General features: G+C 71.6%; 5 protein-coding genes. 4 read left to right on the forward strand and 1 reads right to left on the reverse strand.

Annotation, left to right across the window (positions count from 1 at the left end; all coding sequences use genetic code 11):
- The first annotated feature begins 92 nt into the window (after window positions 1–92).
- Complete coding sequence (locus tag DMB42_RS09385) at window positions 93–521, forward strand: YbaB/EbfC family nucleoid-associated protein (protein WP_125632570.1); 429 nt, start codon at window positions 93–95, stop codon at window positions 519–521.
- Here DMB42_RS09385 and eccD read toward each other — a convergent pair.
- Complete coding sequence (gene eccD, locus DMB42_RS09390; protein WP_125632572.1) at window positions 518–1,954, reverse strand: type VII secretion integral membrane protein EccD; 1,437 nt, start codon at window positions 1,952–1,954, stop codon at window positions 518–520. The two genes, DMB42_RS09385 and eccD, sit on opposite strands and share 4 nt — an antisense overlap.
- Before the next feature lie 102 nt (window positions 1,955–2,056).
- On the opposite strand from eccD, the gene eccCa reads away from it, so the two are divergent.
- The 3 genes from eccCa to DMB42_RS09405 are packed head-to-tail and all read left to right on the forward strand — an operon-like array spanning window position 2,057 to window position 7,394.
- Window positions 2,057–6,046, forward strand: coding sequence for a type VII secretion protein EccCa (gene eccCa, locus DMB42_RS09395; RefSeq protein ID WP_125632574.1), 3,990 nt, complete (start codon window positions 2,057–2,059; stop codon window positions 6,044–6,046).
- Entirely contained in the window at window positions 6,043–6,330 is a 288-nt protein-coding gene (locus DMB42_RS09400; protein WP_125632576.1) for a hypothetical protein, read from the forward strand. The genes eccCa and DMB42_RS09400 overlap by 4 nt, the downstream gene beginning before the upstream one ends.
- Entirely contained in the window at window positions 6,327–7,394 is a 1,068-nt protein-coding gene (locus DMB42_RS09405; protein WP_125632578.1) for a transglycosylase SLT domain-containing protein, read from the forward strand. Before DMB42_RS09400 ends, DMB42_RS09405 begins: the two co-directional genes overlap by 4 nt.
- Window positions 7,395–7,524: the final 130 nt, after the last annotated feature.

A 7,524-nucleotide genomic window follows, 5' to 3' on the forward strand; every position in this document is an offset into this window, starting at 1 on the left:
TTCAGCACCCCAGCGGTGTTTTCGTGATCACTTCAGGAACTGGAAAACCGCCGCTCCCCGCTCGTTAACCTGCGGGCGGTGGCGTGCTGGCCATGGACCCCATCAACTTCCACCCCGACGACCTCGACCGCGCGATCAGCGAGAGCGAACGGTCCGTCCGCACCCTGGCCGGCGCCCTGGACGAGCTGAGCCTGGTGACCGGTCAGGGCGAGAGCCGCAGCGGCGTGGTCACCGCGCGCGTGGCCGCCGACGGCCGTCTGGAGGGCCTGCGGCTGTCGCCCAGGGCGAGCCGCCTGGAGCTGGACGAGCTGACCGCCGAGATCGTCCAGGCCGTCCGCGCGGCCCAGGACGACCAGGCGCGCAGGCTCGCCGACGTGGTGCCGCCCGCGTCGTTCGGCGGGTTGTCGGCCGAGGCGATCACCCGGCAGTTCCAGCACCTCCAGGACGACTTCTCCCGCCAGGTGCGCGACCGCCTCGACGCCCTGGAGACGATCCGCCGCCGCGCCCTGGCCGACGACTAACCGGCCAGGCCGCGTACCCAGGCGTAGACCTCCAGCGCCCCGAGCGCCAGCGGCACCAGCGCGACGATCAGCACCCACTCCAGGATGTCGGCGGCCCTCCCCCAGAACGGCGAGGGCCTGCCGTTGGGCAGCCACACCCCCATGCCGACGACCACCATGGCGGTCCACAGCAGCCCGAGCACCACGGCCACCGAGGCCACGCCGCCCGCGCCGATCCCGACGGCCACGCCCACCGCGCCGAGCCCGGCCAGCCCGACCAGCATCAGCCACAACCGCTGACCGACGCCCTGGAACACCCGGGCCCGCATGAGCTGCGTGAGCGCCAGCACCACGGACATGGCCACCGAGATCCACCGGCCGTCGGCGATGAGCAGCAGGTGCGCCGCGGCCCCGACCAGCGCGACGCCCACGACCATGCCGGTCGCGTACCGGCGTGCCGCGCCCGTGCGCTCCAGCACCGAGGCGCTGTCGAGCCGCTGGTTGTCGCCGCGCAGTTCCTCGGCGTTGGTCGGCATGGACGGCAGCGGCACGCGGGCCAGCCGGAACGACAACACGGGCACCAGCGGGCTGAGCCCCATCACGACGGCCACGCCCACGGCCGCCACACCCGCGGGCGACGCCCCGCTCACCATCACCACGGCCGCGCAGATCGCGCCGACCATCGAGGCGATGGCCGCGCCGAGGAAGCCGGGCACGCCGTCGGCGATCGCGGTGCCGCCGAGCGTGGCCACCAGCGCCGTACAGGCCAGCGCCCCGAGAAGCTGCGGCGCGCCGACGGCCGCCAGTCCACCGGCGGCCGCGGGGGCGAGCAGTCCGGCCAGGAAGGCGTACGGCAGCGCGGCGTACCCGATCAGCGCGCCCGCGCCGGAGTCGCCGACGGCGCGCGAGATCGCCATGCCCACGCCGACGACGAGCAGTGCGAGCGCCCCGGCCACGATGGCCGTCACCAGCGGGGTGAGCCCGCCGAACGCCAGTACGACCGCGCCCGCGACGAGCAGCCCGGAGGCCGCCCCGCCGCCCAGGGCGCGGGTCTGCACGGCCGTCCACTTGCCGCCGCCGTCGCGTACGCCGGTCGCGACCACGTCGGCCACGTCGTCGAACCTGGTGGGCGGCAGCGCCACCGCGCGCGGCCGCAGGTAGAGGATCTCCCCGTCCAGCACGCCCAGCGCGCCGAGGCTCTGCCCCAGGTCGAACGGGGGACCGCCGAGCCGCTGGAGTGTCCATCCCGGCGCGCTCGCGGTGTCGTCGCCCAGCTCGCCCATGGCCCTGAGCAGCCCGGGAAGCACGTGCGGCAGCGGGATGTCAGCAGGCAGCGCGAGGTCTGCCTTCCTGCGCGGCCCCACCACCGTCACGTGGCACAACGGCGGGAGCGGAGCGGGCACCTGGTGCAGCGCGCCCTGCTGTGGAGGCGGGATTTCGGCCAGCGAAGTCACAAGCACAACATAGCGAGACACTGTTAACTAAGACCTCAACTCGGACGTTAGGCACATCTGGTAAGAAGGGTCTTTCGAGCACCAGAAGGGCCTGTCACAAGGGTGAGCATCGTCGTAGTACGGCGCCCGGAGCGCCGCCCCAGCCCGAAGCCGCCGCGCGGCGAGATCCTGCTGGAGTCTCCACCGGAGATCCCCGAGGTCCAGTCGCAAGGCATGATGGCGGTGCTGACGTACCTGCCCATGGTGGCGGGCGCGGCCGCGATGGGCCTGATGTTCACGGCCGGCGGCACCAACGCCAACCCCATCATGTACGTGGCCAGCGGCCTGTTCGCGTTCTCGATGGTCGGCATGACCGTCGGCCAGATGGGCCGCCAGGCGGGCGAGCGCAAACACCGGCTCAACGGCGCCCGCCGCGACTACTTCCGCTACCTGGCGCAGATCCGCAAGAAGGTGCGCAAGGCCGCGATCCAGCAGCGCGAGGCCCTGGAGTGGAGCGGCCCGGCCCCCGACACGCTGTGGTGGACCGCGATGGGCCCGCGCCTTTGGGAACGCCGCCCCCGCGACGAGGACTTCAGCACGGTACGGCTCGGCACCGGCATCCAGAAGCTGGCCGTCCAGCTCATCCCCCCGGACTCCAAGCCGGTCGAGGACCTGGACGCCCTGTCGGCCGGCGCGCTGCGGCGGTTCATCCGTACGCACTCGACCGTCGAACGCCTCCCGGTCGCGGTCGCGCTGCACTCCTTCGCCCGCATCAAGCTGGACGGCGACCCGGCGCTGGTCCGCGACCTGGTCAGGGCCATGATCGCGCAGATGGCCGTCTTCCACTCCCCCGACGACATGCGGATCATGGTGTGCGCGAGCAAGGAGTGGATGAGCCACTGGGAATGGATCAAGTGGCTGCCGCACGCCCTGCACCCCGAGGAGACCGACGGCGCCGGCCAGGTCAGGCTCATGGCCGAGAACCTGACCCAGCTCGACCGCCTGGTGGGCGGGGAGCTGAAGGAGCGCGCCAGGTTCAAGCCGGGCGCGTCGGCGGACGCGCTGCCGTACCACGTGCTCATCCTGGACGGCGGGCACGTGCCGCAGGACTCGCAGCTCGGCGCGGACGCCATCGACGGCGTGACCGTGATCGACCTGTCGAACTCGGCCGGCACCGTCGAGGAACGCAGCACGCTGCGGCTGCGCATCGACGCCGCCGGCTTCCACATGGTCAGGCTGGACCACGCGGGCCGGGAGAACACCAACCGGCTCGGCGACCCCGACGGGCTGGACTACCTGCTCGCCGAGGGGCTGGCCCGCCAGCTCGCGCCGCTGCGTGCCTCCTCGTCCAAGGGCGGCGACGCCCAGGACGTGCTGGCGGTCAACACGACGCTGACCGAGCTGCTCGGCGTCGGCGATCCGACCCGGCTGGAGCCCGCCGTGACCTGGCGCCCGCGCGCGGGCCGGAACCGGCTGCGGGTGCCGATCGGGCTCGGCGCCGACGGCCGGCTGGTCGAACTGGACATCAAGGAGTCCGCCCAGGGCGGCATGGGCCCGCACGGCCTGGTCATCGGCGCGACCGGTTCGGGTAAGAGCGAGCTGCTGCGCACGCTGGTGCTCGGGCTCGCGGTCACGCACTCCTCGGAGATCCTCAACTTCGTGCTCGTGGACTTCAAGGGCGGCGCGACCTTCCTCGGCCTGGATGGCCTCTCGCACGTCTCCGCGGTCATCACGAACCTGGAGGACGAGCTGCCGCTCGTGGACCGCATGCACGACGCGCTGCACGGCGAGATGGTGCGCCGCCAGGAGCTGCTGCGCGCGGCCGGCAACTACGCCTCCCTGCGCGACTACGAGAAGGCCCGCGAGCAGGGCGCCAACCTGAGCCCGCTGCCCACGCTGTTCGTGATCCTGGACGAGTTCAGCGAGCTGCTGACGGCCAAACCCGAGTTCATCGACCTGTTCGTGATGATCGGCCGGCTCGGCCGCTCGCTCGGCGTGCACCTGCTGCTGGCCTCACAGCGGCTGGAGGAGGGACGGCTGCGCGGGCTCGACACGCACCTGTCGTACCGGATCGGCCTGCGGACGTTCTCGGCCATGGAGAGCCGGGTCGTGCTGGGGGTGGCCGACGCGTACGAGCTGCCGTCCGCGCCGGGCAACGGGTACCTGAAGTTCGACACGACCGGCATGACCAGGTTCAAGGCCGCGTACGTGTCGGGCCCCCACGTGTCCGACGTACGGCACGTCGCCACGCTGGACGGCTCGGTGACGGTCAGGGAGATCGTCGAGTACGGCCCCGACTTCGTGCCCGTGCCGATGGTCGAGGAGCCGCCCGAGGACACCGCGGCGCAGGAGGAGAGCAACAAGGCGCAGCGGAGCCTGCTGGACATCGTCGTCGGCCGTCTGGTGAACCAGGGGCCGCCCGCGCACCGCATCTGGCTGCCGCCGCTGGCCGAGCCGCCCACGCTCGCGCACCTGCTGCCGCCGCTGTCGGTCACGCCCGAGCTGGGACTGTCCACGGCCGGCTGGGTCGGGCGCGGCCGGTTGCAGGCCGTGGTCGGGACCATCGACCGACCGTTCGAGCAGCGGCGGGACCCGTACTGGCTGGACCTGTCCGGCGCGGCCGGGCACGTCGGCGTGGCCGGCGACCTGCTCGGCGGCAAGAGCACGATCCTGCGCACGCTGATCACCAGCATGGCGCTCACGCACACCCCCCGCGAGGTGCAGTTCTACTGCCTGGACTTCGGCGGCGGCGCGCTGGCCTCCCTGGAGGGACTGCCGCACGTCGGCGGCGTCGCCTCCAGGCTGGACGCCGACCGGGTACGCCGCACGGTGGCCGAGATCGCCTCGGTCCTGCGCGACCGGGAGCGGGAGTTCACCGAGAACGGTGTCGACTCCATGAGCACCTACCGCAAGCGGGTGGCCGACGGCTCGCTCCAGGGCGACGGCTGGGGCGACATCTTCCTCGTCGTGGACGGCTGGCTGACGATCAGGCAGGACTTCGAGGCGCTCGAACCGGTCATCACCGACCTGGCCGCGCGCGGCCTCGGCTACGGCATCCACGTGGTGGCCGCCACCGGCAAGTGGTCGGAGTTCCGGCCGGGCATCAGGGACCTGTTCGGCACGCGGGTGGAGCTGAAGCTCGGCGACGCGTACGAGTCCGAGATCAACAGGAAGAAGTCGCTGGCCGTGCCGGAAGGCGTGCCGGGACGCGGCCTGACCAAGGACGGCCTGCACTTCCTCGGCGCGCTGCCCAGGATCGACGGCGTGCAGGACTCCGACGACCTGTCCACCGGGCTCCAGGGCCTGGTGCAGGCCATCGGGGACTCCTGGCAGGGGCCGCCCGCCAAGCAGGTCAGGCTGCTGCCGTCGGTGCTGCCCGCCGCGTCGCTGCCGGGCATGGAGGAGACCGGCAGGTCACGCATCGCGATCGGCGTGGACGAGGCCGCGCTCGCGCCCGTACTGATCGACTTCGAGGCCGACCCGCACTTCATCGTGGTCGGCGACACCGAGAGCGGCAAGTCCAACATGCTCAAGGTCATCGCCGAGAACGTCGTCGCCCGGCACACGCCGCGCGAGGCCATGATGATCGTGATCGACTACCGCCGGTCGCTGCTGGACACGGCCGTCAGCGAGAACCGCATCGGCTACGCCGCCTCCAGCGCCGCCGCGCTCGAACTGGTCAACGACGCCCGCAACGCCCTGCTCAAGCGCCTGCCGCCGGCGAACCTCACGCCCGAGCAGCTCCGCGCGCGCGACTGGTGGAAGGGCTCGGACCTGTACTTCGTGGTCGACGACTACGACCTGGTGGCGACGTCCAACAACCCGCTGCTGCCGCTGGTCGAGCTGCTGCCGCAGGCTCGCGACATCGGGCTTCACCTGATCATGTCGCGGTCCATGGGCGGCCTGGGCCGGGCCATGTTCGACCCGGTGCTCCAGCGCATCAAGGACATGGCGAGCCCGGCGGTGATCCTGTCCGGCAGCAGGGACGAGGGCTTCCTGTTCGGCAACGTACGCGCCCAGCCGCAGCCGCCGGGACGCGGGTTCGTGGTGGACAGAAGGCTCGGCTCGCGGCTGGCGCAGACGGCGTTCTGGCCGCCCGCGGAGGAGGAATGATGGCAGGACTGGACATCCACTTCGACGCGCTGGACGACTGCCGCATCGCGGCCAACGGCGTGGTGGGCAAGTTCGGCGACCTGGCGGATGACTACCCGGCCAAGGCCGCCGACTCCTCGATCTTCGGCAAGCTGGCCGGCTCCTCGGCCCTCGCGACCGTCGTGGACCGGGTGGAGAAAACCGCCGACCGGGAGTTCAGCAAGGCCAAGAGCCTCGTCCAGAGCGTCGAGCGGGCCCTGGACCTGGTGCAGAGCAACGTACGGAAGGCGAACTCGCCGGCATGAGCGCGCCCGAAGCGATCAACAGCCTGCCCGGCGGGGCGACCCTGGCCACGCTGGCGGCCCAGGTGACCGGCAACCCGAGTGCGATCCGCGGCATCGCCGGCCGCTGGCGTACGACCGGGGGCGAGGTCCTGGCCGCCGCGGGCAAGCTGGGCAGTGCCGTCACCACCGTGGACCTGGCCTGGGAGGGCGACTCGGCGAACGCGTTCGTCCGCTACATGGGCGACTACGGCAGGGCCGGGCAGGACCTGCACGACGCGCTGGTCTCCTGCGCCGACGCGCTCGACGCCGCCGCCGACGTGCTGGAGAGCTCCCAGCGCACGGTGGACGGCATCTGCGACCGCCTGCTCACCCGCGTGCAGAACTACAAGGACGCCAACCCCGACGCCGAGCAGGCCGACCTGGACGCCGGGATCGGCCGCCTGGTGAGCGAGGAGACCGAGAACGCCAGGAAGCCCGTCAAGGACGCCAAGGACGCCGTCACCGACGCCAAGACCGCCATCGACACCGCGCTGGGCGACCGCAAGATGACCTACGCGAAGATCACGGTGGCCGGCGAGCAGGAGTTCGTGCCGGATCCCCAGCACCGGTTCGACTGGCGGCGTACGGAGAGCTACACCTCGCCCTACTCGGGCACCGGCGGCAGCCCCATCGTCGGCGGCTACGGATCCAGCGGCCCGCCTCCCCCGGGTGCCGGGCCCGCGCCGTCGGGCCAGGTCAAGCAGTGGATCGAGGAGGCCATCGCGATCCTCACGGAGAAAGGCGTCCCGGCCGACAAGATGAACCCGAACGACATCTGGATGATCATCCAGCACGAGTCGGGCGGGAACCCGCACGCGATCAACCTGTGGGACTCCAACGCCGCCGCGGGCCACCCGTCGAAGGGGCTCATGCAGACGATCGACCCGACGTTCAACTCCCACGCCCTGGACGGCCACCGGAACATCTACGACCCGGTGGACAACATCATCGCAGGCGTGCGCTACTCGATCTCGCGCTACGGGAGTGTGTCCGCGGTGCCGGGGGTCGTGGGCATGAAGACCGGCTCCGCCTACCGCGGATACTGAGCCCTAGTGAGCCGGTCGCGAGTATCCGGGACGCCACATGAGGTGTGTCTCGTTTCAGATTGTCCGTGAAGTGGTGACGGTCTCTGGCGGCTGAGGTCTGCTGGAGAGATGGCAGACAGCAGACTCGAGC

Source organism: Nonomuraea sp. WAC 01424 (assembly GCF_003947315.1).
GTDB lineage: Bacteria > Actinomycetota > Actinomycetes > Streptosporangiales > Streptosporangiaceae > Nonomuraea > Nonomuraea spiralis.

Excerpts from the sequence above, each read along its gene's own strand:
- DMB42_RS09385 (WP_125632570.1), top strand. The coding sequence starts at position 93 with ATGGACCCCATCAACTTCCACCCCGACGACCTCGACCGCGCGATCAGC.
- DMB42_RS09400 (WP_125632576.1), top strand. The coding sequence starts at position 6,043 with ATGATGGCAGGACTGGACATCCACTTCGACGCGCTGGACGACTGCCGC.
- DMB42_RS09405 (WP_125632578.1), top strand. The coding sequence starts at position 6,327 with ATGAGCGCGCCCGAAGCGATCAACAGCCTGCCCGGCGGGGCGACCCTG.